Here is a 23,318-nt window from a genome sequence, read left to right as displayed (position 1 = left end):
TCGTAAACAGATACAAAAACGCCCGCATTCATTGCGGGCGTTTTGTTAGATTCGAAGTTTACGATTCAAACTCTTCAATCATCTCTTGTGCTTCGGTCTTAGGCTTATCCGTTTGACCAAAACCGCGCAGACCCACTACGTGTACGTGTTCGTGGTCTTTAAACACCTTACGCACCAGTTTGTAGGTCGTACCTTTCTCTGGGCTGATGTTTTCTGGTGCCGCGATAAGAAGCTGCATATCCAGACGGTCACACAATTCGAACAATGTCGCGATCGATTTCGCATCCAGACGCGCTGCTTCATCTAAGAACAGCAGACGACAAGGCACAATGTCTTTACTGCGCAGGCGGCGTGATTCTTCTTCCCAGCTTTGAACAACCATCAGTAGGATTGACTGACCAGTACCGATCGCCTCACCTGTTGATAGCGCGCCAGACTCAGCCTGTAGCCAACCATCTGTACCACGGTTCACTTCTACACTTAGCTCTAGGTAGTTACGGTAATCCAGTAGCTCTTCACCCAAAACCTGAGGAGAACGTTGACCCATATCGATATGTGGGTTCACACGTTGGAACAGCTTCGCCATTGCTTCGGAGAAAGTAAAGCGAGTCGATTCAAACAGGTCTTTGTGCTGCTCTTGTTGTGTCGCTAGACCGTTCAGTAGCACTTCGTGACTTTCGCGGATCTTCACGTTTAGACGTACGCCCTTCACCTGACCAAACGAAATGTTCGACAAGCCTTGATTCAGCATACGAATACGGTTTTGCTCACGCTGAATCGTCTTCTTGATGATGCTCGCTACCGACTCAGAGCTGATCGCTAGACGGTTTTCACGTTGCGTTAGCTCTTCCGTTAGACGCGCCAGCTCGACTTCCATCTCTTCGATTGCTTCAACTGGGTCATCAGTACGGATGATATCCTGACGAATACGCTCACGAAGGTGTTGGTATACAGCAATATAGAACAGAACTTTACGCTCTGGGCGAGCGTTGTCTTCTGATAGACGCAGCGCATCACGCAGGTCGTCATTGTTCGCAACCGCTAGACGCAGCGCACCCAGTGATTTATCCGACATCGAACGCAGTTCATCCGCTGACATGTAAGCCAGTTCACGCTTGTGTAGACGACGTTCAACATCGTTCTCGCGCGCCAGACGAAGTACAGAGCACCAGCCAGCTTTCGCTGCAACCACAAAGGTACGTAGCTCAACGTATTCTTTCTGAACTTTCTTCAGACGTTTCGCCAAGCCTTTCATCTCTAGTTCAGTAGAGGTGATTGTGCGCTCGTATTCGCTCTTACGGCTACGAGACGTGTGTAGACGCTCATGCAATTCATCACGACGACGCATTGCACGTTCTTCAGCACCTTCGTCCGCGTTCACGCCAAACTCTTGAAGTTCTTGTTTGAACTCTTGAACCGTTTCCAGTTTCGCTTGGTGTGAACTCTTCAATGACGCCAATACTTGGTTGTATTGGTTCATTTGGCCTTGCGACTGTTTCAACTCTTCACGAGAGCGTGTACGCATTTGTTCAGCTTGAACCAGTTTTGCTTTTAGCTGCTCGCTCAGTTCGCTGCTCTTGTTCAGTAGGTCTACTGAATCTGAGTAAGCGAAGTAGTGGCGACGCTCAACGAGATCTGAGAGTGCAAAGATTTGCTTCTTAAGATCTTGTAGCTGTTCGTCTGCCGCTTTGTATTCTGCTTCTAGCGCGTCGAATTGCTCTGGGTCAGCATCAAGCGCAGACGCAATATTCTCTAATTGCGCGACGGCTTTTGCATGGTTGCTTAAGAAGTTCTTCGCCTCTGCAAGCTGAGCGATTTTCTCTTCTAGCTCATCAAAACGCGCTTGCAATGACTCATCTTCAACAAGCACCATGTGTGACGCTAGCTTGTCCAGAGAAGACAACGCTTGCTTGCTGGTTTGAAGCTGAGAACGTTGTTGTTGCTCTTTCGCATCCAGATCCGCCAACACGCGAGCAATTTGGTTACGCTTATCACGAATAGTTGCCAGTGCTTGTTCTGGATCGGCGTCAAAAGCAACCTGAATGTGGTTAGACACAAATAGGTTAAACGCTTGGTACAAGCGCTGCATTTTCTGAGAATCAAACGCCGCTTTTGCGTGTTTCTCTACCACTTCTTCTCGTTCGTTACGCAGCAACTCTAGACGCTGCTCACGTGCCGCACGGCCAAACAATGGGATCTCAGGCAAGCGAGAGTAACGCATTTGGCGATCGTTCATACGAACGCAAACCGCGCCCTCTAACTCTTCTGCATCGAACGAGCTGTCATCAAAGGCATCGATGTCACCTTCAATGATGTACAAGTCTTCTGGACAGTCGTCTAGCTCTACCAGTTTCTCTTCGATGCCTGACAAGTCAGAAACAACGATAGCGTGACGAGCCGGACCGTACATCGCACTGAAATAAGGCGCGTCATCAATCGTGATGTCATCGTAGATCTCAGACAGCAATACACCGCCCAGCGTATCTGCCAAACCTTTCAGGCGAGGGTCATTTGAACCACCAGGAGAAGCAAGACGCTCAATCTCAGAGTCTAGCTGGCTACGGCGCTCAGCAAGCTTATCTTTAGCTAAAGACAGCTCCCTTTCTTGTTCAAGGACAACTTGCATGTGGTTCATTACCGCATGGCGATCCTCAAGCTCTTCACCGCTCTGCTCTCTCAGTTTCTCTAGCGCATCGTTCGCCGCGATCCAAGCTGGTGCTATTGCTTCAAGCTTACTGATTTCTGCCACCGCGTTTTGCTCTAGACGGCGCTGTTCACCACGCTGATCACGAACTTCTTCTTGAGCTATCTCTAGTGATTCGATTTGCGTCGCATGACGTTCACGTTCTTGTTCAAACGTAACCTCATCGGTTAGTTCAACGTGATATTGCTTTTTGTATTCAGCAACCAGTTCACGTGCTTGACGCTGCTGGTTAAGGCTGCGTTCGAGATCACGGTGTTGTGCTCGCCATTGCTGTTCGTTTTGTGCGATTTGTTGTGACTCACGCGCTTTCGCGATTGCAGTTTTCGCATGTTCAGACGCGTCTTTGCGCTCAACTTGACCAACGATGCTTTGTACCAGTTTAAGCGCGGTTTCAAACTGCTCTGCCGCTGCAGAGGACATGTCCAGTTTGTGCTTAACCGATAGCAACGCATTGGTGTGTTCTGATTCTTTGCTCTTAAGCTCAGAGACAAGCGCTTGAGCCGATTCCGCCGTTAGGCTGTCATCGCCAAGTAGCTGCTTCGCTTTCTCCAGCGCTTGAACTGCTTGTTGATATTGAAGGGCGCGAGTTTGCTGAACGTCAAGAGCTTGCTGGTAATCAGCAAGTTGCGTCTTAAGGCTATCCACCTCTTCTTCTGCAACGGTAGCTTGCTCTTCAGCCATCATCACGCGTTCTTGCGCTTCTTCCACTACCATCATTTGTTCTTCAAGACGCTCGCTCAGCTCTTCAAGATCTTCTTGGTAGCGTTCGATCTTCTCTTGCTGACGCAGCGCGTTTTGCACCAGTTGCAAGTGATCAGAAGCCGCTTGGTAGTCTTGCTCTAAAGAAGATTCTGATTCGATCAGCAGTTCCAGCTCTTCTTGAACGCGATTAAGCAGATTGTTTTGCTCAATCAAGGTCTCGCGAGAACCAAATAACTCTGAACGCAAAGACAATGTCTGTTCTAGTTTTTTACGACGCTCGTTAGCATGGCGCATATAGTCCGCTGCCACGTAGTTAGTCGACTCTGTGATCAAGTGTTTGAACAAGTCACGGTCTGCTTGCGTAGTTTTGATCGCTTCTAGCGTCATGCGGTTTTCACGCAGCGCCGATTCCATATCTTGGAACGCTTTCTTCACGCCGCCGTTTTGTGGCAGAAGGTAGTCACGTAGCGAACGGGTAATCGCACTTGAGATACCACCGTAAAGCGATGCTTCGATCAGGCGGTAGAATTTAGAACGGTCACCAGAGTTACGCAGTTTCTTCGGAATCACACCGAATTCAAACATTTGTGCGTGGTAATCCACGATAGAAGAGAAGGCTTTAAATTGAACGCCTTCAAATTCTGCGATTGATTCTTTTACTTCATTGATTTGACGTACACGAGCTTGAGTCGCAGATACGCTTTCAACCAAGATATCTGTTGGTTTCACATGGCTTGGAAGACCTTGGATAACAAACGGTTTGATGTCTACTTTCTTATCACGACCTGCAACTTGCTGCAGTTTTACTGCGAACAATAGGCGTTGGTTACGTGAGTTAACCACGTCAAGCGCCGCATAACACGCGCCCGGCTGTAGCTTACCGTACAGACCTTTGTCGCGAGACGATTGGCTGCTGCCTGCTTCTGTCGTGTTACGGAAGTGCAGCAGCGTTTGGTCAGGAATCAATGCGGTGATGAACGCCGCCATTGTGGTTGATTTACCTGCACCGTTACCACCTGATAGCGTGGTGACCAGACCATCGATGTCAAACGTACGGGCAAAGAAGCCGTTCCAGTTGACCATGGTCAGCGATTGGTATTTACCGCGTTCAATCATGCTCATGCTTCACCCTCTTCTGTTGTTTCTTCTTGGGCTTGGTCGTCTTGATCTTCTTCAGACAATAAGCTGCCTTGGCTTGGCTCTTTGGTGTGCACTACCGCTTCACCATCACGGATCAGACGCAGCTGCGCTTCACGCATGTCATCGCCAATACGTACATCGGCACCAAAGCGGAATACCGCTTCACTGATGCTGAACTTACCGGTTTCACCGATGTTGATGATCATGCCTAGGCGACGCAGACGACGAAGTGACGTACGTACTTTTTCAAACAGCTTTTCTTTATCAAGGTCAGAACCGGTAGCACGGTTCGTCACTAGCTTCATCAGCTTATTTTCATCTGCTAGAGCAAGCAGTTCGTCGTACAGCTCTTGGTTAGTGAAGATGCCTTCGTGCGCAAGACGCTCTGGGCTTAGGTAAAGGAAACACAGTACCTTACCCACCAGCATATCCAGTTCAGAAAGAACACTACGGCCAATCAGAGACGTTGAACGAGGACGAAGATAGAAGAAACCTTCTGGCGCTTTCACCAATTCGGTGTTGTAGCGTTGGTAGAAAGAAGAAAGCTCAAGTTCGAAATCCGACAGCAACGCGTGGTTGTCTAGATCTTCACTTGAGATATGACGCCCTGCTCGAAGCATGCTGTCTAGCGCTGGGAACAGAGGGTTAGAAATTGCTTTTGCCAGATTCTCTGACATGTATTCATTAGTATCGGTCGATGACATTCGCTTGTACCTTTGCCCCAAATTCGTTGATTGCTTTCCAGTCTGGTTGAATCGCTTGGTAATCCGATTCTGAATACCCTAGACGTACAGCTTGATCGACGATAATGCGAGCTAAATCAAAATGATGAGTGTAAGGGTGCTGTGCAAGGTAATCTCGCAGTACCACACTCAAATCGATTGGTGTGCCTTGATCTTTATGCGCTTTCAGCATGTCACCAATTCGCTCTGCCAACTCATCATTGACTTGTTGAAACTCTTCGTATTCTACTTCCATCGGAACTTGACCCGTGACCTCGTCATCACGCAGTACTAGGGCCTCATCACGAAGGTCGGAAAGCCTCTCCGCATCTGCATAAGTCAGATACCAAGGCGCATCGAAGTAATCTTTGACGGATTGACGCAGACGCGAGCTAAACGCACGATTCTTATCCATATCGATTGCAGTACGGATAAACTTGTGCACGTGTCGGTCGTAACCAATCCAAAGGTCGATAGCTTGCTGGCCCCAGCTTGTGATTCGGTCCAGCTTCATTTGCAGACCAAACAAGGCTTCTTCGATAAACTCCAGCTCAGGGTCACCGTAAACAATTTCTTGAATATCGAGGATCTGAGTTTGCAGTTCATCACTGGCGGCTTGCAGCGTATCTTGAAGTTCACGCAACGTGCTTGATGTTTCTGACAGTAGCGCTTCACAGTTGTTGATCGCTTCACGCCAGTCTTTGTTAAGCAGATCAGCAATCTGTTGTTTAACAGACTGTTGCTGCTCATCCATCACACGTTGGTTAAGGTCGATTTGATCGAAGATCTCGCCTACAGAATATTTCAAAATTCCGTAAACGTTTTTCTTCCAGTGGCCCGGAGTGCCACCCTTTTGTGCAGCTTCAATCGCTTTTGCCATTTCATCCGCTACCATCGATAGCTGGATAGAAAGACGCAGTTTCGAGAACTCGCGATGACGCACGTAGTAGTCGGTAATTCCTATCGCTAATGGCGACAAGCGGTAAATGCTCGCTCCGTCAGTAATCTCACTGACAAAACGGCTCATAAGACGCTGCTTAACCATCTCGTTGATGGCATTGTTCGCACGGAAAGCCGAAGCTTCGCCGGTCTCATCAAAAAGTCGAGTGACGATGGCAAATGCGTCGTGCAATTCACCTTCACCCAATTCTTCATCGAACCTTTCATTACTTAGTACAGCGATAGCAATCAAAAATGCCAATCGCTCAGTGGTCAGGTTCAACGAGAAATCGTGCTGCTTAACCCAGCCAACCAACTCATCGATTGGTTGCTCTGCAGCATTGAGAGTCATCTCACTCATCGTTATTCCTGTTTATCGTTCTTCTTAGCCCACACGTGTATGTAGCGGCCTAATGAGAGGTATGGCTCTTGTCGACAAAGTTGTTTTTCTAGCGCCAACACATCTTCAAACTCGTAATCGCCCATGTATTGCATATTGCCTATGTAATCACTGAAGGAACGAATACCAGATTTGCCACAAATACTAAAACCAGAATCTTCTATCCATTGATAGACCTCTTCGGGTTTTAGGCCTTTCTGTGGCTGTAGTTTAAATCTTTTCCGGTGAGGCATGCCGTCTAAAATATGAGGAATGTTGCCACAAACCACATTTTTATAGACTAAACCGTGGTGGTTGTAGAACATGACTGATGCGATGCCTCCCGGTTTTACTTGCTCTAGAACTGTTTCAAGTGCGGCCTTAGGATCAACCAGCCACTCCATCACAGCGTGGAACATAACCAGATCGACCTGTACATCCATATGTTCACCGATGGATTGGACAGGCGAATGAATCAGGCGATACTGCTCAAGCAAACCGTTTTTTTCAATATCCTGCTTAGCCAACTGCAGCATTTCCGAAGATAGATCACATAAAGCGATTCGATGTCCGAGCTTAGCAAGCTTTTGCGACATTTGTGCCAAACCACCACCAGCGTCTAACACTTCTAGGGGTTGCTGGTCAGCATCTAATTCACTTAGAATCTGTAGAAAATCTTCCCACACAATGATTTGGCGGATCTCCCCTTTATCGGAGCCGTAAATATTTTTTGCAAATTTGTGGGCGATATCGTCGAAATTGCGGTCTTCTGTCACTTCTGCTGAGTTATCATAACGGATTGTGCCGCTATTCTGGCACAAGGAAAGCAGGAATAAAGAGGGATACCCTCATTTTTATTATCAATTGATGTTTTTTCGGACTATTTATGTATGTTTGAGCTGAAAAAAGTAGTGTCAGCCATGCTTATGCCCCTTCCGGCATTGCTGCTGATAGGCTTGTTGGGTCTTGCTCTCATTAGTTTTACTACAAAACGTAAAACTGGCTGCTTCGTTGTTCTATTCTCTTTTGTTGGCATTTTTCTTGTTGCCTTCCAACCTGTTTCAACCAAGCTTCTTATGCCGTTAGAGCGAGAGCATAAAGCCTTTTTGCCAGTTTCTGGCACCATCGACTACGTGATGGTTTTAGGGAATGGTCATGTTATCGATGACGAAATTCCACCCACCTCGCAGTTAAGCCGTGCAGCATTAATGCGCTTAACTGAGGGCATTCGTATTTTAAGAATGTATCCAGGCGCGAAATTAATCTTATCCGGCTATGCTGGCGGATCTGAAATTAGCCACGCGCGAATGATGGCGAACGTTGCCCTTGCGTTGGGAGTCGCGAAATCCGATATCATTTTATTAGAAGATGCGAAAGATACGTGGGAAGAGGCGCGTCAAGCGGCTGCATTCGTCCAACAAAAGGAGATTGTGTTAGTCACTTCTGCGAGTCACATGAGCCGTGCATTGTATGAGTTCAACGCAGCAGGCATTAAACCAATCCCAGCCCCGACCAACTTCTTAGCTATTAGCGAGATAAGTCAACCTTGGGATAAATACTCACCTAAAGCGCGTTACTTAGAACAAACAGAGCTTTATTGGCATGAGTACTTGGGCAGTATTTGGCAAAGGTTGCGTGATACTGTCGGCCAAACACCAATGGTTGAAGCAAACTAGTATTATCTTGAAGCCACAAAAAAGGAGAGCCGAAGCTCTCCTTTTTCTTTTTACGATTGAGTTATGTTCAAACTAGTCACCAGCAAACATATAGCCCTCGCCGTGTACCGTTACAAAAATCTGTGGGTTCTTAGGATCGAACTCCATTTTTGCGCGCATACGTCGAATAAGAACATCAATGGTGCGGTCATTCGGCGCATCCACTCGATGGCTGATCATGTTCAAAATACGCTCACGACTTAACACCTGGTTAGGGTAAGACGATAATGCCACCAAAAGTTCATACTCTGCTTTAGTTAGTTTTACTGGCTCACCGTTGCGGCTAAGTGCGCGACGTTGAATGTCGAATGTCCACTCCCCAAAGCGCACAATGTGCTCTTCACTGGTTTCATTCGCTTTCGAGCTGCCACTGCGCGCTGCTGAAATACGCCACAGCAAGTTTTTAACGCGAACTAACAGCTCTCTCAGTTCAAAAGGTTTTGTCACATAATCGTCAGCACCCATTTCTAGGCCTACGATTTTATCAATGCTATCCGTGCGTCCTGTTACTAATATGATACCAATATCCGATTGGCTACGTAACTCACGAGTAAGCATCAGGCCGTCTTCACCAGGCAGGTTAATATCCAGCATGATCAGGTCTACATCGCCCGCTTGCAAAACTTCACGCATTTCTGCGCCACTCTCTGCTTCGCTGACTTGGTAGCCCTCATTTTGGAAATACCCCGCAAGCTTACTACGAGTTACAACATCATCTTCTACGACTAATACGTGATAGCTCATTTACACCACTTTTCTGTCTTCTTATTATCCAAGACGTATTCTATTCATAACTAGTAACATTTCTAGTCATAGATACATTAAAACGCAAGATTTAGCGTTTTTATTGATTCAAAACAAGCTTGCCCATTGCTATTAATAAACGGTCATTTTTGACCATAAAACATAACAATTATAGTTACTGCTATTCATTTTAATTGATTACACTTAGGGGATATCCCTAATTGACTTTGTGATGCATGACTTGAAGCATCATTCAGGAGCCCAAAATGCAAGAAGTGAAAGCTTTTAATGAAAAACGCGCTGAAATTTACTGGTGGTTTTCGAGCTTGTTCGCAAAAGAACTAACAGAGAAAGAATTGGAAGCCTATCACAGTGTTGAAATTCGCAGTTTTCTCGCAGGTTTAGGTGAAAATGAGTCGCTAAAACCAGCCGTTGATAGCCTAGTTGATGCGCTGAATCGGTTACAAGATCGTGAAGATGCACAACTAGAGCTTGCAGCTGACTTTTGTGAACTGTTTTTGAAGACAGAAAAATACGGCGCTCTTCCTTACGCATCCATGTACATTGGTGAATCAGGTTTACTGAATGACAAGCCAGCTGAGGAAATGGAAAAGTTGATGGCTGAATTTGGCGTTCAAGTAGACGAAAACCTAAAGGAACCTGCGGATCACTTAGCCGTTGAGCTCGACTTTCTCGGGAACATGATTATCCGCTCAAACGAGCTTGAACAAGAAAAACACATGGAAGAAGCCTTCGTTAAACAAAACAACTTTATCCAGCAACAATTGATGTCTTGGTTACCTCAATTTTCAGACAAATGTAAAAAATTCGACGAATTTGGATTTTACTCGAGTGTCGCGAAACTATTAGTTGCATTTTGTAAGCTAGACAGCGCCTACCTTCTTGGTGAATAATTGCCGCCTATTTTTAGGGAGCCTGCCTATCGGGCTTCCTGTATGCCTGAAAGTGACCGATTGTAAGTAACTTGGGTATAATATTCGTTTGCCTTAACTTAGCGCAAAGACGCTTGGTTATTTAGCAGTCAAAATGTGACTTCAAATACACAAATCTCTTGCTGAAAACATTGCTAGTCAGTCCACATAGGGCTAAAATGTGAGCGCAAACGATTAAATATGATTTATATGTAAACCGCTGAAATATAGCGGTTTTTGTGTTTTCTTAACAGGTTGATGGCAATTTCTCATCAGATAGAAAAAAGATAAAATTCATCGACCGATGCTGCTACGCACCCTTTTGTCGCACTTGGATCAACCGCTGCCGAGACACTTAGCGCCAATTTTAGATTGCTAGGTGTGAAACCATTAGAGCATCAGGTACATCCAATACGACATATTTCAGTAGCTCGATACAGGACACCATTTATGGCCACGATAAAAGACGTTGCTCGCTTAGCCGGCGTTTCCACTACGACAGTTTCGCACGTTATCAATAAAACGCGTTTCGTTGCAGAAGCAACGCAAGAAAAAGTAATGAAAGCCGTTGACGAGCTAAATTACGCGCCAAGTGCCGTTGCACGCAGCCTAAAATGCAACTCAACTCGTACGATTGGCATGTTAGTAACTCAATCAACTAACCTATTTTTCTCAGAAGTGATTGATGGCGTTGAGAGCTACTGTTACCGCCAAGGCTATACTCTGATTTTATGTAACACAGGCGGGATTTACGAAAAACAACGCGATTACATTCGTATGCTGGCTGAAAAGCGCGTTGATGGCATCCTAGTGATGTGTTCTGACTTAACCGAAGAACTAAAAGAGATGCTTGACCGTCATGCGGACATTCCTAAAGTGGTCATGGATTGGGGCCCAGAGAGCTCACAAGCAGACAAGATCATGGATAACTCAGAAGAAGGTGGCTACATTGCAACCAAACATCTGATTGACAATGGCCATACGGATATCGCTTGTCTAAGCGGTCATTTTGAAAAGCTTGCTTGCCAAGAGCGCATTGCAGGTTTCCGTCGCGCAATGAGCGAAGCGAACCTAGCTGTAAATGAAGACTGGATCCTTGAAGGTAACTTTGAATGTGATACGGCCGTATTAGTTGCAGATAAAATTACCGCAATGGACAAGCGCCCGACGGCGGTATTCTGTTTTAACGACACAATGGCTCTAGGCCTAATGAGCCGCTTGCAACAAAACGGGATCAAAATTCCTGAAGATATTTCAGTGATCGGCTACGACAACATCGAGCTTGCGGAATACTTCTCTCCACCGCTAACGACTATCCACCAACCTAAACGTCGTGTTGGTAAAAATGCATTCGAAATTCTACTTGAGCGTATCAAAGATAAAGAACACGAAAAACGAATTTTCGAAATGCAACCTGAGCTTGTAATTCGAAATACTGTGAAAAAAATGAACTAAATTTCACTGTATTTAACCGTGTTAAATAAGCGCTCTACAGGGGCGCTTATTTTTTTGGGAAAATTAAGCATTCTCTAATACTTCACACCGCTCTAATAACAATTGACTAACGTTAACTCCCTGTTTTATATAAATGTAATATATATTAAGAACTCCTTTTCAAAGGCCAATTTGCACCTTTCCATATGCAAAATAGAGCATTCAATCTATCATTTTTATTGAACCAAAATCACACTTTTAACGCTAAACCGTGATGTTAATTCAATATAAGAAGTATGCTCATTGTGTCACGCACAGGGCAAACCATTCGAAAGAGTGGGACGCAAAGCCTCCGGCCTGAACCATATTGCGATATGGAAGGTAGCGGGGTTACCGATGGCAAGTGTGTAAGCAATGACTTTACTCTGTAATGACATTGTTTTTACGCATGTTTGCTACTCTCTCGGACCTGACTTTTGGTGGCGTAATATTAATTACACCGAGATAACAAAACATGGATAAACCGATACTCAAAGACTCTATGAAGCTATTTGAGGCACTTGGTAATATCAAGTCGCGCTCAATGTTTGGTGGCTTCGGACTATTCGCTGATGAAACAATGTTTGCACTAGTGGTAAATAATCAGCTTCATATCAGAGCAGACCAAAAAACTTCATCTGACTTCGAGAAACAAGGGCTAAAGCCTTACGTTTATAAAAAACGTGGCTTTCCAGTCGTTACAAAGTACTACGCTATTTCCAGCGATTTATGGGAATCAAGCGAACGCTTAATCGAAGTAGCGAATCAATCATTGAAAAAGGCAAAGCTTGAGAAAGAACAGCAAGCAAGTACAAAGCCTAACCGTTTGAAAGATTTGCCTAACTTACGACTGGCTACCGAGCGCATGCTAAAAAAAGCCGGCATCGAATCCGTAGAGAAGCTTGAAGAGGAAGGTGCGCTTAACGCCTATAAAGCGATAAGAGATACGCACTCTGCAACCGTCAACATTGAGTTGCTATGGGCACTAGAAGGTGCTATCAACGGCACTCATTGGAGTGTGGTACCTCAAGCTCGCCGAGATGAGTTGATGAACGGCCTCCAATAAAAGTCGGCCTAAAAGCTATCTTGTAAAACCGCAGTCTAATCTGCGGTTTTTTTGTGAAATTTTTTCGGTTTTCCTACTGTCTTATTACATATATCCCAAATTGGAATCAAAATTATGAATAAGAAACTGATTTTAGGTCTCATCCTACTAGCGGCTATCGTCTTTTTAGGTATTAACTTTGGCCAGTATTTAACCTTAGAGAATGCAAAAGCCCAACAAGAAGCACTAACTACATACATCGATCAGAATTTTGTATTCTCGGCTGCGATTTACTTTTTTACCTACATTGCAATTACCGCTTTTTCTATCCCAGGAGCGGCAGTAGTCACCTTACTTGGTGCAGCCTTATTTGGTTTTTGGACAAGCTTGCTGCTGGTTTCTTTCGCTAGCACTATGGGGGCAACACTGGCCTTCTTGAGCAGCCGATACTTATTGCGTGACTGGGTACAAAACAAATTCGGAAATAAACTCAACGCAATTAATCAAGGTGTCGAAAAAGACGGAGCTTTTTATCTATTTTCCTTGCGTCTAATCCCTGTATTCCCTTTCTTTCTAATCAACTTACTGATGGGCTTAACGCCGATGTCTGTAGGTAGATTTTATCTCACTAGCCAAATAGGTATGCTGCCAGGCACAGCCGTATATCTGAATGCAGGTACTCAATTAGCAACAATTGAAAGCCTATCGGGCATTGTTTCACCCGCAGTATTAGCGTCTTTTGCGCTATTGGGACTATTTCCAATCATCACTAAATGGGTTATGAATAAAGTAAGGCCGACACCAAGTCAGCAAAACTCGTAATTGGTGAAGTGGGTATTTTGATGAAAATATTTATCGCTAAAAACCCAGCAGAAGCACACATTGTATGTGAGCTGCTTAAAGTGGAACAAATTTACTGTGAAGTTCGTGGAGAAGGTATTTTCGGCTTAAAAGGAGAACTGCCGTTTGGTGATGATACCGATCCTTATGTGTGGCTTTTTGACACTGCACAAAAGATGAAAGCTGAAGAAATAGTAAAAGCATATCGAAAACAATCCGATAGGCATGAGTATCAAGATTGGCAATGCCCAAAATGTCATGAAATAAACGAAGGGCAATTTGGTGCATGTTGGCAATGTGGATATCAACTAGGAGAGCTATAGCGGCTCTCCTATTCAGTGGATGCACTCAGTTTTAAGCACATACAGCTTGCTGTTTAATAAACTCGATGGAGTGTTGATTGAAGTCTTCTGGACGCTCTACATTGCATACATGACCACAATTCGGGATTTCTCGTAGAATGCTGAGCTTATGTGCTGCAACCATTTCTTTGACAGGTTTAATAAACATGTAATCCCTGTCGCCCATTAAGTAAAGAGTCGGAATGGGTAACTCTCGATCTTTAAAATATTTCATTAACGGATTTACATCAGCGGCAAGAATAAACCAACGTTTAAATTCTTTTTGGCAAAGCTTCTTGGCTTCGCGAATAAAAAGGTGGCGAGATTCTCGTTGGCTTCTTTGAGGCATAACAATATAAGCGAACAGTTTGTAGAGCCACATGTACGGTAGGATATGCTTACAAAAATTACCTAATTTCACCAATATCTGAGAACGAGTGTTAAGCCTTGTGACAGCACCGCCGAGCACCATCGAACGTACGCGCTCTGATGACAATTCAGCAAGGTTTCGAACAATAATAGTACCAAGCGACATACCGACAAAATGAGCGGATTGGATCTTTAAATGGTCCAATACTTTCAAAATATCTTGGGTAACTTCCGTAAAGGTATAACGGCTAGCAATGAGCTCTTTAAGTAACTGATTTGACTTTCCATGACCTCTTAAATCGATCAGCAATAAGTTAAAGTGTTGCTTGTAAGCTTTAATTTGCTTGAACCAGATAGAAGAGCTACCACCAGCACCGTGCACAAATACAACCCACTCATTACTAGTAGGGTGCAAATAGGTTTTATGAAAAAGTAGCGGCTGGGTCATATTGAGTATCAAAAAGATCGTGCTATTGAGTAAAAAGCCATCCTACCACACTCCCCTTACTCAAGATAATAAAGGCACCTCATTCGGTGCCTTTCGTTACAATTTTAAGTCAAACTAACGCTGAGTGGTAAAGCTGCAAATAAGATTCTGCGGCCTTTTGCCAACAAAAGTCTTGTTGCATCGCGTGCAACTGTACTTTATTCACTTCAGGCTCGTTTTGAGCGTAGAGCAACAGTGCCCTTAGCATCGTTAACAACAATGCCTGCGGTGTCGGTTCGAAAAAAACAAACCCCGTTGCTTCAGATGGGTTTACATCATAATCGCTAACGCTGTCCTTTAAGCCACCAACACCGCGTACTATCGGTAATGTCCCATAAGCCATACTATAGATTTGGTTTAAGCCACATGGTTCAAACTCAGAAGGCATCAAGAAGAAATCAGAACCAGCTTCAACGATATGCGCAAGTTCATTGTCATACGCTTCTACAAAGGCAAATTTGCTAGAAAACTGCGCGGCAACCTCTCGTAACTGAGCGGCAAGAACAGGGTCTCCGGTCCCAACGACAACTAGCTGAACATCGTGCTTTAAAAAATCGGCCAAAGCAGGCAACAAGTAATGAACGCCTTTCTGCTGGGTCAACCGACAAACCATACCGAACATAGCTACATTTTTTTCGGGCAAATTTAGTCGTTGTTGTAATGCTTTTTTACAAGCTTTCTTCCCTTGCGACATACTTTGCTGGTCGGCGCAGTAATTAACCGGCAAGTAGGTATCAGTTTCCGGATTCCAAGCACTGTAATCACAACCATTCAAGATGCCGACTAAGTCCTGCGCGCGTTGCTGAAACTCCCAAGCCATGCCGTGACTGCCAAGCTCTGTTTTTAGTTCCTCTGCGTACGTAGGGCTAACCGCGTTTATCTTATCTGCATTCATTACACCAGCTTTAAGCATCGTAATATGCGTTGCACTCACCGCAGCATCGGGAACGTTTCTACAATGAAACTCTGGCAAACACTGCACGTCTTCATAACTAAATACGCCTTTAAAGACCGCATTGTGAATTGAAATGACGCTTTTAGTATGAGCAAAAAACGGATCATTGCCATACCTGTGCTTGAGCAAAAATGGAACAAGACCTGTGTGCCAATCGTTCGCGTGTATGATATTAGGTTGAAAGGCGAGCTTGGGTAACATGTCGAGACATGCTGCACTAAAAAACGCAAAGCGCTCGCCGTTATCAGTATACGCTTGGTTGTTCTCCGCATACATTGATGGTCGATTGAAATACGGCGGACAATCAATCAGGTAAACAGGATTTTGACCTAACATGAACCGCAAAACTCGATACTCCGTATGCGGCCATGATGTTAATTCTGTTTCTAATACAACTTCTGCGTCTGCGAGTTTATCAATACTGCTGTACGCAGGGATGGTAATTCTTACGTCTTGCTGTAGGTTTTGAAGGGCTTCCGGTAGTGCCTTGGCAACATCTGCCAAGCCACCACTTTTAATGAGGCCTTCAACCTCAGAAGCTACAAACAGAATAGATAAGTTGTTAGTAGCCAACTCGAGCTCCTTTCGGAATAACAACAATGCCCTCCTCAGACACGTGGAAGTGTTTTTTATCTTCTTGAAGATTCACACCAATCTGAGTACCAGGAGCAATATCGGCATCCTTGTCGACAATCACACGACGTAAAACACATCCTTCGCCAATTTTTACGTCACCAAGAAGTATACATTCGCTGATATCGCAAGCAGAAGCAATATTACTGCGAAAACCAAGCACCGACTTTTCGATTCTTGAGCCTCTAACATAGCTGCCATTACACACTAAACTATCGATTATCTGCACACGACCATTATCAGAGTCGGTAAATGTCGCAGGTGGCAATGGTGGGTAGTAGGTATGCAATGGCCATTTACGGTTGTACAGCGAAAATGGTGCATCTTTTTCTAGCAGATCCATATGCGCTTGCCAGTACGCATCAATAGTTCCGACATCACGCCAGTACACCTCTTCTTTTTCGCCACTGATTTTGTTGGTACTGAAGTCATACACGAACACATCACCTCTAGGGAACATCTTTGGAATGATGTCCTTTCCAAAATCATGTGATGAAGCTTCATTATCCGCATCTTCGACCAACTCTGAGAACAGTACCTGAGCTTCAAAAACATAGTTACCCATTGAAACTAAAGCGTAATCAGGGTCACCAGGAATCGACTTCGGATTTGCTGGTTTTTCTTCAAAGCCAATCATACGGCCTTCGCTATCCACTTCGATAACCCCAAATTGCGACGCCTCTTTTAGTGGCATGCGCAATGCAGATACCGTCAGAGAAGCCTGCTTTTCTGAGTGGAAGTTCAGCATTTGTTTGATATCCATCTTATAGATATGGTCAGAGCCAAAAATACAAACTTGCTCTGGTTCCTCTAACTCCATAAAACGCAGGTTTTGATAGATCGCGTCCGCCGTCCCTTCGTACCAACGTTTACCAGTACGCATTTGAGCGGGAATAGGATCGATAAAGCGGTCTGTAATGCCGTTGATGTTCCACCCCTTTTTTAAGTGATGGAATAAAGATTGAGATTTAAATTGGGTTAGGACGTAAATGCGCATCAGATCCGCATTAACAAAATTGTTTAGAGCAAAATCGATCAATCGATAACTACCACCAAACGGTACCGAAGGTTTACTGCGAGATTCCGTTAAAGGTCTCAAACGAGAGCCTTCACCGCCAGCAAGAATCATTCCCAAAACACCAGCCATTTGTTGTTCTCCATATCGTTATAGCTTGGATTTGGTACTCGCTTGAATGAGTCATACTCGGGGAGTCAAGCGAATACATTTAGCAACCGTCTCTGAGTTTCTGTGAACTCTTACAACACGGATAAAAAAGCTACGGCACTTCCAGTATGCAACGTCCACTCTTTCCTTATTTTTTGACGCAAACAATGCACACAGTTGCACTAATTTTTGTAATAAATTATCTAAGCGGGTTCTAAATTACAATTTTTAATACGCCATTCTGTGTACCATACAGCTCTTGCGTACTCAAGACGATATCTAGATCACACATGGAAAAGCAAACGATTACATTGTGAAAACAATTTACGAACGGATTCACTACACCGCCGATTTTTTAGCCCAATGTATAACAAATATGTGAATGCAAAATGAAAGTTACAACGAATATTTTTTACATAAAAAATACATCAGCGACTACGAAATATTGATGCAGGGATCTTCTTGCGTCAGCAAAACTCAGTCAAAGCAGCAAAGATCTATACGAACAACACAGTGGCCTTTACGCAAAAACAAAACGCAAAAAAGGCAGCGATATCGCTGCCTTTTTACATTACTTAGATCGTACGTTTTTATGCTTTCGCTTTTTTACGCTTATCAGTGACTTCCCACTTACCGTCAACAAAGAGCGCTGTCCAACCAGATGGTTTGCCATTCTCTTCCGAACGAACGTAGTTCTCTTTTGTTTTGCGACTAAAGCGTACGACTGCAGGACGACCATCAGGATCTTCTTGCGGTGCGGTCGCTAGGTATTTGAACTTCTCAGGTAAACGCTCTTCAAAACGTGCCAGTTCAGCAACCAAAGGAGCACGTGTCTCGCGCGATTTCGGGAAGTTGCTTGCCGCCATAAATAGACCTGAAGCACCATCACGAAGTACGAAATACGCATCTGAGTTTTCACATGGCAACTCGGGGAAATGAACAGGATCTTCTTTCGGGGGCGCGACTTCGCCATTCTTCAAGATCTTACGAGTGTTCTTACACGTTTCGCTCGTACAATCCATGTATTTACCAAAGCGACCGTTCTTAAGCACCATATCAGAGCCACATTTGTCACATTCAACAACTGGACCATCGTAGCCTTTTACTTTGAACTCGCCGTATTCAACAAGGTAGCCTTCACAATTCGGGTTATTACCACAAACATGCATCTTACGCTTGTCATCAATCAGGTATGCGTCCATCGCTGTTTCACAGATCGGACAACGCTTTTTAGCGCGCAGAGCTGCGGTTTCAACGTCTTCTTCTAGAACGTTAATAATACCTTCTTCGTCACCCAAGTTGATGGTTGTCTTACAACGCTCTTTTGGTGGTAACGCGTAACCTGAACAGCCTAAGAACACACCTGTCGAAGCAGTACGGATGCCCATTGGACGGCTACACGTCGGACACTCGATATCCGTCATGACGATGTGATTTAACTTCATACCGCCTTCTGACTCATCTAGCTCCGCTTTTTCAAGATCGCCAGTAAAATCAGCAAAGAAGTTGTCTAACACAGCTTTCCAGTTCACTTCACCTTCAGCGATTTGGTCCAATTTCTGTTCCATACGCGCAGTAAAGTCGTAGTTCATCAAATCGTTAAAGCTGTCATCAAGGCGGTCAGTAACAATTTCACCCATTTTTTCAGCGTAGAAACGGCGCTGATCAACTTTCACGTAGCCACGATCTTGAATCGTAGAAATGATCGATGCGTAAGTCGACGGACGACCAATGCCTCGTTTCTCCAGCTCTTTAACCAGTGCTGCTTCAGTGTAGCGCGCAGGTGGCTTTGTAAAGTGCTGTTTAGGGTCAAGTGACTCTAAGCTTAGCTTATCGCCAAGTTGTACCGCTGGAAGGATTGTATCTTCGTTTTTGCCCATTGGACGCTGTACACGAGTCCAGCCGTCAAATTTAAGGATACGGCCTTTCGCTTTAAGCGTGTATTCTGCCGCTTTTACGCTAATGGTTGTTGAATCGTATTCTGCTGGCGTCATTTGACACGCTACAAACTGATTCCAAATCAAAGCGTAAAGTTTGTGCGCATCAGCATCGACACCTTGCAGGTCTTCCGCCTTAACACCCACATTTGAAGGACGGATCGCTTCGTGCGCTTCCTGTGCTCCTTCTTTGCTACCGTACGTCAATGGTTTCGCTGGTAGGTACTTATCACCAAACTCAGAACCAATAAAGTCACGTACAGCGTCCACAGCCTCGGCACTTAGGTTAGTCGAGTCAGTACGCATATAAGTGATGTAACCGGCCTCATAGAGGCGCTGAGCTAGCATCATGGTCTTTTTCACGCCGTAGCCCAGACGTGTACTTGCTGCCTGTTGAAGCGTAGAGGTGATGTAAGGTGCTGAGGGCTTGCTCTTTGTAGGGCGGTCTTCACGCTTACATACTTCGTAACTTGCATTCTCAAGTACAGACATCGCTGCTTTGGTTTCTGCCTCATTAACTGGCTTAAACGCAGAACCGTCTTTCTGAGCAACAAGCAGTTTAAAGTCCGCTTTGTCTTTCGTTTTCGTATTCGCATGAATGTCCCAGAATTCTTCTGGTACAAACGCGTTAATCTCACGCTCGCGCTCAACTAACAGTTTCACCGCAACAGACTGCACGCGACCAGCAGATAAACCACGAGCCACTTTTTTCCAAAGTAAAGGTGAAACCATAAAACCAACGACACGGTCCATGAAGCGACGTGCTTGTTGGGCATTTACACCATCCATGTTCAGCTCGCCAGGTGTCTGGAAAGCTTGTTGGATCGCGTTTTTCGTAATTTCGTTAAAAACTACACGTTTGTATCGCTCTTCATCGCCACCGATGATCTCACGAAGGTGCCATGCGATTGCTTCTCCTTCGCGGTCCAAATCGGTTGCGAGATAAACGCAATCTGCGTCTTTGGCGAGTTTTTGTAGTTCGTTGACAACTTTTTCTTTGCCTGGAAGGATTTGGTAATTCGCTTCCCAGTCATGATATGGGTTAATCCCCATCTTTTTGATCAACGCTTTGCGGTCTTTCTCTTTTTTAACGCGCGCTTTCTCTTCCGGACTCATCCCTTTAGTTGAGATGGCTGCGGCTTTTTTCTCACCAGTGCTTTGACCGGCCGTAGGCAGATCACGCACATGACCAACACTAGACTTAACAATAAAGTCTTTACCAAGGTACTTATTTATCGTCTTTGCCTTGGCTGGTGACTCCACTATAACGAGTGATTTACCCATAACTGACTCTAACGTCCTTCATAATAATGCGGGTAGAAACCTTGTTTAAAGGCCACCCGCATAATGTTCTATTTCATTGCTTCTTTTTTTACTATTGTGCGAGATGAAAAGAAGATCAACTGCTTTTTTGAAATTCAGATCCGATTGGTTGACAATTCATCGTCTTTATACTTCAAAGAGACAGGGTTCTGAAAGGTATTGAGCGGCATATCTAAACAGGCAAACTTAGCATCCGCTAATCCAATGCAATAAATTTTGTTACCCATCACAAAATAGTTTGGTTCAATGCTCTGCCATCTTCCTCCGCATCATGCTTATACTCTAAAAATTGATCTGTTTAGTCTTACTGAACGATTGACTGAATTAATCATGCAAACCCATTTTAGTTGTAGGTATACTCAGCGTTCTTAACTGAATAGGATGGTAGAAAGAATATGTCTGATAGAACGTTTATCGAAGAGTTCGACCTTCTTTTGATCGCTAACCAAATCATCCAAGAGCACGATGATTACATCGAGGGGATGCGAGCAACAAGCGTAGAAGAAAAAGAAGGTGTTTTAGTTTTTAAAGGTGAATACTTCCTTGATGACAAAGGTTTACCAACTTCAAATACGACTGCAGTATTCAATATGTTCAAATACTTAGCGCATCACCTTTCTAAGGAATTTACGCTGGTTAAATAGTATTGGGAAACAAAAAAGCCAGAGTGTTATTCACTCTGGCTTTCCTGTTTTAGGTCAGAATATTTAGCAACTTAAAGCCTTAAGTTTGTCGAAGTAGTCAGGGAACGTTTTCGACGTACACTTTGGATCGTTAATCGTCACAGGCGTATCACTAAGTGCCACCAGCGAAAAACACATCGCCATACGATGATCATCGTAAGTATCAATCGCTGCATGCTTTAACTGAGAAACAGGTTTGACGATGATGTAGTCTTCCCCTTCTTCCACTTCCGCACCAACTTTACGTAACTCAGTCGCCATAGCTGACAAACGGTCTGTTTCTTTTACACGCCAGTTATAAACGTTACGAATAGCGGTAGTGCCTTCGGCAAATAACGCTGTTGTCGCGATGGTCATTGCAGCATCAGGGATATGGTTGTAATCCATATCAATGCCTTTTAATTGACCAACACGTGAAATTACGTAGTCATCACCCCATTCAATTTCTGCACCCATTTTTTCAAGCGCATCAGCAAATTGAATATCACCTTGAATGCTGTTTTTACCGATACCCGTTACTTTAACTTCTCCACCTTTGATGGCTGCCGCCGCCAAGAAGTAAGAAGCAGAAGACGCGTCACCTTCAACCAAGAAATCACCTGGAGCGATGTATTGCTGACCGGCTGGAATCACAAACTCTTGATAGTCGTTGTTGATCACATCGACCCCAAACTGCTTCATAATATGCAGGGTGATATCGATATAAGGCTTAGAAACCAAATCGCCTTCGATGTTGATGCGAATTTCACCTTCAGCCAATGGCGCAGACATTAAGAAAGCGGTCAAGAACTGACTTGAAATGGACCCATCGATAGAAACTGTACCTGCTTTTAGGCCAGTACCAATTATTTTGAGAGGTGGAAAGTTCTCGTTTTCCATGTACTCAACGTTCGCACCAGCATCTTTCAGTGCCGTGACAAGGTGACCAATTGGACGCTCTTTCATACGAGGTTCGCCCGTCAGTACATACTCCCCTTCTCCAAGACAAAGAGCCGCAGCTAATGGTCGCATCGCAGTGCCAGCATTGCCGAGAAATAACTCTACCGGCTCTGAGACAGAAAACGGACGCCCAAGGCCTTCAACGAGACATTCTGTTTTATCTTCGGAAAGTTGGTATTGAACGCCTAGTTTAGTCAGCGCATTCAGCATATGACGAATATCATCACTGTCGAGGAGATTAGTAAGGCGAGTTCTGCCTTTAGCAAGAGCAGCAAGTAAAAGAGCTCGATTAGAAACGCTTTTAGAGCCAGGAAGGTTCACTTCCCCTTGAATTTTATTGATAGGTTGTAACGTTAGGCTTTCCATTAAAAGTTGATAATCCTTTGTGCCCTCAACATACGATTTTTATGAGGGCTAAACAATTCTTCGTGAATTCAGACTACCCAAAAAAACACGACAAAACCAGAGTAAATCGGCGCTAATTTATGAATATCCTCAAGTAGCCTAAAGATACAGAATTAAAGGCATTGCCAGCGATGTAAATCAGAGCGAAAGAAGCACGGCGAAACAGCAAACTATTTCGACTTTATTTGACTATAAGCCAGCCCGACTGTACATGCCTGATTAGGCTTCGTTAGACTAAAACAACCTAGGGTTAATAAGTGATATCAACCCTGACTCCATCATCAAAATATAAAATACGAACTTCATCCCCTCGACTAAATAACATATTTTTATCAACATCTTGGATGACATTAATTAGCTTATCACCCTTCACTTTGATGAGTAGCTCAACTAACTTATATTCAACCGTGTATTGGTAATTACTTTGGTTTTGAGCAACTGCGGCACCAGCAAGCGCACCCACTGCCGTCGCGACTTCTCTTCCCGTACCGCCACCAAATTGATTACCGACTAAACCACCGATAGTGGCACCAAGTAGTGTCTTCCAACCGTTACTTTTCGATTGAACAACCTCTTGTTGAGTAATATAACGGACAGAGTCAATCTTCCCGTAAACTACTTCATTAACTGGCTTGGCAACATTTCTTTCATAGGCTGCGTTGGCGACAAGTGGTAAAAACAGTATGATCCCAAGCCATACTTTTACGATATTTCTTAACCAGGTCATCATAAACTCCTCTGACTCC

Annotated in this window: 18 protein-coding genes and 1 riboswitch; of the genes, 7 read left to right on the top strand and 11 right to left on the bottom strand. The window is 44.4% G+C overall.

Annotated elements, in window-relative coordinates; genetic code table 11:
* Positions 1-58: 58 nt before the first annotated feature.
* Genes mukB through cmoM form a run of 4 tightly spaced genes read right to left on the bottom strand, consistent with a single transcriptional unit; the run spans position 59 to position 7,362 of the window.
* A complete protein-coding gene (gene mukB, locus R7041_RS02135) occupies positions 59-4,522 on the bottom strand; it encodes a chromosome partition protein MukB (RefSeq protein ID WP_064369083.1) in 4,464 nt (1,487 codons plus the stop codon).
* A gap of 2 nt (positions 4,523-4,524) precedes the next feature.
* A complete protein-coding gene (gene mukE / locus R7041_RS02130) occupies positions 4,525-5,250 on the bottom strand; it encodes a chromosome partition protein MukE (RefSeq protein ID WP_005378379.1) in 726 nt (241 codons plus the stop codon).
* Entirely contained in the window at positions 5,231-6,568 is a 1,338-nt protein-coding gene (gene mukF / locus R7041_RS02125; protein WP_005378378.1) for a chromosome partition protein MukF, read from the bottom strand. Before mukF ends, mukE begins: the two co-directional genes overlap by 20 nt.
* 2 nt (positions 6,569-6,570) lie before the next feature.
* Positions 6,571-7,362: a tRNA uridine 5-oxyacetic acid(34) methyltransferase CmoM gene (cmoM, locus tag R7041_RS02120; protein WP_033905340.1), complete on the bottom strand. Its 792-nt coding sequence runs from the start codon at positions 7,360-7,362 to the stop codon at positions 6,571-6,573.
* A gap of 114 nt (positions 7,363-7,476) precedes the next feature.
* On the opposite strand from cmoM, the gene elyC reads away from it, so the two are divergent.
* The gene (gene elyC, locus R7041_RS02115) at positions 7,477-8,262 is read left to right on the top strand and encodes an envelope biogenesis factor ElyC (protein ID WP_005387893.1); all 786 of its coding nucleotides are present in this window, start codon (positions 7,477-7,479) and stop codon (positions 8,260-8,262) included.
* A gap of 72 nt (positions 8,263-8,334) precedes the next feature.
* On the opposite strand, the gene torR is transcribed toward elyC, so the two are convergent.
* Entirely contained in the window at positions 8,335-9,045 is a 711-nt protein-coding gene (gene torR, locus R7041_RS02110; protein WP_005378370.1) for a two-component system response regulator TorR, read from the bottom strand.
* A gap of 266 nt (positions 9,046-9,311) precedes the next feature.
* Here torR and torD point away from each other — a divergent pair, with 266 nt between their 5' ends.
* The 5 genes from torD to R7041_RS02085 all read left to right on the top strand — a co-directional run bounded on the left by torD (position 9,312) and on the right by R7041_RS02085 (position 13,658).
* On the top strand, positions 9,312-9,959 hold the full coding sequence (gene torD, locus R7041_RS02105) for a molecular chaperone TorD (protein WP_206949124.1): 648 nt from the start codon (positions 9,312-9,314) through the stop codon (positions 9,957-9,959).
* Positions 9,960-10,427: 468 nt separating this feature from the next.
* Positions 10,428-11,432, top strand: a complete 1,005-nt coding sequence (purR, locus tag R7041_RS02100; RefSeq protein ID WP_005378368.1) for an HTH-type transcriptional repressor PurR — start codon at positions 10,428-10,430, stop codon at positions 11,430-11,432.
* 287 nt (positions 11,433-11,719) lie between these two features.
* Positions 11,720-11,809, top strand: a riboswitch (cyclic di-GMP riboswitch).
* Positions 11,810-11,925: 116 nt separating this feature from the next.
* Positions 11,926-12,516 (top strand): TfoX/Sxy family DNA transformation protein, encoded by a 591-nt coding sequence (locus R7041_RS02095; protein ID WP_005378367.1) that lies wholly within the window; start codon positions 11,926-11,928, stop codon positions 12,514-12,516.
* A 114-nt stretch (positions 12,517-12,630) separates the two neighbouring features.
* Positions 12,631-13,317 carry a TVP38/TMEM64 family protein gene (locus tag R7041_RS02090; RefSeq protein WP_005378366.1) on the top strand — a complete coding sequence of 229 codons (687 nt, stop codon included), beginning with the start codon at positions 12,631-12,633 and terminating at the stop codon, positions 13,315-13,317.
* Positions 13,318-13,337: 20 nt separating this feature from the next.
* Positions 13,338-13,658: a DUF2007 domain-containing protein gene (locus R7041_RS02085; protein ID WP_017820033.1), complete on the top strand. Its 321-nt coding sequence runs from the start codon at positions 13,338-13,340 to the stop codon at positions 13,656-13,658.
* Positions 13,659-13,689: 31 nt separating this feature from the next.
* Here R7041_RS02085 and R7041_RS02080 read toward each other — a convergent pair whose 3' ends face one another.
* From R7041_RS02080 to topA, 4 genes are all read right to left on the bottom strand, one after another.
* Positions 13,690-14,493, bottom strand: coding sequence for an alpha/beta fold hydrolase (locus tag R7041_RS02080; RefSeq protein ID WP_017820032.1), 804 nt, complete (start codon positions 14,491-14,493; stop codon positions 13,690-13,692).
* A gap of 109 nt (positions 14,494-14,602) precedes the next feature.
* Positions 14,603-16,060 (bottom strand): glycogen synthase GlgA, encoded by a 1,458-nt coding sequence (gene glgA, locus R7041_RS02075; RefSeq protein ID WP_064367985.1) that lies wholly within the window; start codon positions 16,058-16,060, stop codon positions 14,603-14,605.
* Positions 16,050-17,267 carry a glucose-1-phosphate adenylyltransferase gene (gene glgC, locus R7041_RS02070; RefSeq protein ID WP_017634726.1) on the bottom strand — a complete coding sequence of 406 codons (1,218 nt, stop codon included), beginning with the start codon at positions 17,265-17,267 and terminating at the stop codon, positions 16,050-16,052. The genes glgA and glgC overlap by 11 nt, the downstream gene beginning before the upstream one ends.
* Positions 17,268-17,875: 608 nt before the next feature.
* Positions 17,876-20,506 (bottom strand): type I DNA topoisomerase, encoded by a 2,631-nt coding sequence (gene topA, locus R7041_RS02065; RefSeq protein ID WP_005378351.1) that lies wholly within the window; start codon positions 20,504-20,506, stop codon positions 17,876-17,878.
* A gap of 434 nt (positions 20,507-20,940) precedes the next feature.
* On the opposite strand from topA, the gene R7041_RS02060 reads away from it, so the two are divergent.
* Positions 20,941-21,189, top strand: a complete 249-nt coding sequence (locus R7041_RS02060; RefSeq protein ID WP_005387884.1) for a YciN family protein — start codon at positions 20,941-20,943, stop codon at positions 21,187-21,189.
* 63 nt (positions 21,190-21,252) lie between these two features.
* On the opposite strand, the gene aroA is transcribed toward R7041_RS02060, so the two are convergent.
* Together aroA and R7041_RS02050 are read right to left on the bottom strand one after the other, a co-directional pair.
* A complete protein-coding gene (gene aroA / locus R7041_RS02055) occupies positions 21,253-22,533 on the bottom strand; it encodes a 3-phosphoshikimate 1-carboxyvinyltransferase (protein ID WP_005387883.1) in 1,281 nt (426 codons plus the stop codon).
* A 289-nt stretch (positions 22,534-22,822) separates the two neighbouring features.
* Entirely contained in the window at positions 22,823-23,299 is a 477-nt protein-coding gene (locus tag R7041_RS02050) for a glycine zipper 2TM domain-containing protein (protein WP_005378348.1), read from the bottom strand.
* Positions 23,300-23,318: the final 19 nt, after the last annotated feature.

The sequence above is a fragment of the Vibrio sp. 1751 genome, assembly GCF_033339895.1.
Classification (GTDB): Bacteria; Pseudomonadota; Gammaproteobacteria; order Enterobacterales; family Vibrionaceae; genus Vibrio; species Vibrio alginolyticus.
The sequence above is the reverse complement of the archived record's forward strand: the minus strand, read 5'-3'. Positions and strand labels throughout refer to the sequence as shown.

Excerpts from the sequence above, each read along its gene's own strand:
- glgC (WP_017634726.1), bottom strand. The coding sequence starts at position 17,267 with ATGGCTGGTGTTTTGGGAATGATTCTTGCTGGCGGTGAAGGCTCTCGT.
- purR (WP_005378368.1), top strand. The coding sequence starts at position 10,428 with ATGGCCACGATAAAAGACGTTGCTCGCTTAGCCGGCGTTTCCACTACG.
- aroA (WP_005387883.1), bottom strand. The coding sequence starts at position 22,533 with ATGGAAAGCCTAACGTTACAACCTATCAATAAAATTCAAGGGGAAGTG.
- elyC (WP_005387893.1), top strand. The coding sequence starts at position 7,477 with ATGTTTGAGCTGAAAAAAGTAGTGTCAGCCATGCTTATGCCCCTTCCG.
- mukB (WP_064369083.1), bottom strand. The coding sequence starts at position 4,522 with ATGATTGAACGCGGTAAATACCAATCGCTGACCATGGTCAACTGGAAC.
- R7041_RS02085 (WP_017820033.1), top strand. The coding sequence starts at position 13,338 with ATGAAAATATTTATCGCTAAAAACCCAGCAGAAGCACACATTGTATGT.
- R7041_RS02080 (WP_017820032.1), bottom strand. The coding sequence starts at position 14,493 with ATGACCCAGCCGCTACTTTTTCATAAAACCTATTTGCACCCTACTAGT.
- R7041_RS02095 (WP_005378367.1), top strand. The coding sequence starts at position 11,926 with ATGGATAAACCGATACTCAAAGACTCTATGAAGCTATTTGAGGCACTT.
- R7041_RS02060 (WP_005387884.1), top strand. The coding sequence starts at position 20,941 with ATGTCTGATAGAACGTTTATCGAAGAGTTCGACCTTCTTTTGATCGCT.
- topA (WP_005378351.1), bottom strand. The coding sequence starts at position 20,506 with ATGGGTAAATCACTCGTTATAGTGGAGTCACCAGCCAAGGCAAAGACG.
- torR (WP_005378370.1), bottom strand. The coding sequence starts at position 9,045 with ATGAGCTATCACGTATTAGTCGTAGAAGATGATGTTGTAACTCGTAGT.
- mukE (WP_005378379.1), bottom strand. The coding sequence starts at position 5,250 with ATGTCATCGACCGATACTAATGAATACATGTCAGAGAATCTGGCAAAA.
- mukF (WP_005378378.1), bottom strand. The coding sequence starts at position 6,568 with ATGAGTGAGATGACTCTCAATGCTGCAGAGCAACCAATCGATGAGTTG.
- R7041_RS02090 (WP_005378366.1), top strand. The coding sequence starts at position 12,631 with ATGAATAAGAAACTGATTTTAGGTCTCATCCTACTAGCGGCTATCGTC.
- torD (WP_206949124.1), top strand. The coding sequence starts at position 9,312 with ATGCAAGAAGTGAAAGCTTTTAATGAAAAACGCGCTGAAATTTACTGG.
- R7041_RS02050 (WP_005378348.1), bottom strand. The coding sequence starts at position 23,299 with ATGACCTGGTTAAGAAATATCGTAAAAGTATGGCTTGGGATCATACTG.